The 2013-nt window shown below is 60.8% G+C and carries 3 protein-coding genes; all 3 read right to left on the reverse strand.

Translation table 11 applies throughout. The features are described from left to right. Nucleotides 1–968, reverse strand: a 968-nt coding sequence (locus tag HLUSI_RS32480) for a fimbrial protein (protein WP_162098057.1), incomplete at its 3' end; no start/stop codon positions are given. A gap of 163 nt (nucleotides 969–1131) precedes the next feature. Beyond that, nucleotides 1132–1545, reverse strand: coding sequence for an alternative ribosome rescue aminoacyl-tRNA hydrolase ArfB (arfB, locus tag HLUSI_RS0107505; RefSeq protein WP_016833388.1), 414 nt, complete (start codon nucleotides 1543–1545; stop codon nucleotides 1132–1134). Between the two features lie 32 nt (nucleotides 1546–1577). Further along, nucleotides 1578–2009 carry an Lrp/AsnC family transcriptional regulator gene (locus tag HLUSI_RS0107510; RefSeq protein WP_029363251.1) on the reverse strand — a complete coding sequence of 144 codons (432 nt, stop codon included), beginning with the start codon at nucleotides 2007–2009 and terminating at the stop codon, nucleotides 1578–1580. Between the last annotated feature and the right edge of the window lie 4 nt (nucleotides 2010–2013).

The following is a 2013-nucleotide window of genomic DNA, read 5'->3' on the forward strand; positions in this document are numbered from 1 at the left end:
ACCGCGCGTCCGGCCACGGTGCCGGTGCCGACCGTCGCGTCGGTTTGGTAATAGCGCGCGCTGAGGGGGTAACTGTAGGTGCCGTTCAGCCCCTTGACGATGTTCCCGCTTTCGAAACGACCGAACTGGATCGGCAGGTTTGTTGTCTTGTTGACGATCTGGATCGCAACGCCTGCTGCCGAATTGGCGGTGGCGTCCACGGCAATGACGCCCGCCGCCTGGGACGCATGCCGATAGGCAGGATCGAACGAGAGGCCGATATCGGCGACCTGGTCTTCCTGTGCGCACCTGATCTGCACGTTGAAGTCGGTGGGCCGTGCGGTGGTGCCGACGCCCTGGAATTCGCGCACCGGGGCTCTGCCCAGCGTCACCAGCTGGTTGGTCTGGGTGAAATCGCAGGTGGTCGCCACGACTTTGGCTGTGCTGAATGTGGCGCGCCAGAACCATATGATATCCAAATTGGAGGGGTCGATCGAAGGACTCATATGGACGAACTCACTACCGCTGTTGGAGACATACGTATTGGACCTGATTGGGCCGGTGATCGCTCCCGTCTTGATAAGCTCAACGCGCAATGAAAAAGGCGTGGTTGCCGCAGTCGGCAGATCATCTTCTCGTGTCGTGAGGTTCAGCGTGCCGTTGACGCTTCCATAACTCATGGAGAGGCGAACACCTAAGCCCGCCACGGATGTCGGGGAAATGCCGTTTCCATCCGGAGCGGTATTTCCCCCGGCGTAATTTGTGAAATAAATCGTCCGATTGGGTTTGATTTCACACTGGGTTGTTGGAGTGATGATAGAAGTGAAGGTTCTGTCATACACGATGCTGCCAACGGGAAGGTTCGTGGGAATCGTCAGAGGATCCAGCACGATATTGGTACCTTGCCAGCGTGTGCAGACTTGGGCGTGAGCTTGGTGCGAGGCTGTCCATAACAAGAGCGACAGCAAAAGCGGAGTCAGTTTTTTCATGGTTGTGGCGGGTTCGTCGTGGCATGGACACATCGGGATTGCATGTCGGCCAAAGACGCCATGGTAGGGATCGAGCGCTTGTCGTGCTATAGGAAAGTTCTCAAAAGCGATCCAGGGCAGCTTCGATGGCAACGGCCTCAAAGGTCAATCCCTCTGCACCGTTTCATTCCGCGATGCGCGTACGCAACACCTTCAGCAGCCCGCGCCGGGTCTTGCTGTCGACGCGCTTGCGTTTGGCGCTGCGGGTGGGTTTGGTCGGCCTGCGCGATGGATGGATGACGCCGGCCTCCCGGATCAGCGCCGCCAGCCGTTCCAGCGCTGCAACACGATTCTGCTCCTGGCTGCGGCTCTGCTGCGACTTGATCACGATCACGCCGTCGCGGGTGATGCGCTGGTCCTTCAGCAGCAGCAACTTTTCCTTGTAGAAGTCGGGCAGCGAGGAGGCGCGGATGTCGAAGCGCAGGTGCACCGCGGTCGATGTCTTGTTGACGTTCTGCCCGCCCGCGCCCTGGGAGCGCGTGAAGCTGAGCTCGATGTCCGTATCGGGCAGGCTCAGGTCTTCGGTGATCTGCAACATGGCGCTTCAGCCGCGCCGACGGAGCGCGATGTTCATCGGTCTATCTTGCGCGACAGCACGATCGAGGTGGTGGTCTTGCGCACGCCTTCGATTTCGCCGATGTCGTCGAGCAGCTTGTCGAGTTGTTCGGCCGAGCCGGCGCGCAGCCAGGCGACGTAGTCGAACTCGCCGCTGACGGAGCAGAGTTGTTCGATCTCGGGGATGCGCTTGAAGCGCTTGAGGACGTCGCGCGCGGTCTTGGCTTCGACCGTGATCCCGACGTAGGCGAGCAGGCCGCTGTCCTGGGCTTCCTGGCCCAGCTTGACGGTGTAGCCGACGATGACGCCGTCAGGCAGCGTCGTTCCCAGGCGTTCCAGCGAGCTTTCGGCCAGCGGCAGCACGAACAGCGAGTTCTTGATCAGGCCGCGTTGCGCCGACTGGCGCACGAAGGTGTCGAGATCGCCGCCCCACGAGGTCGACAGGATGACG

The organism is Herbaspirillum lusitanum P6-12, from assembly GCF_000256565.1.
In the GTDB taxonomy this organism is placed as follows: domain Bacteria; phylum Pseudomonadota; class Gammaproteobacteria; order Burkholderiales; family Burkholderiaceae_D; genus Herbaspirillum; species Herbaspirillum lusitanum.

Coding starts and splice junctions, on each gene's coding strand:
- arfB (WP_016833388.1), bottom strand. CDS start 1,545: ATGTTGCAGATCACCGAAGACCTGAGCCTGCCCGATACGGACATCGAG.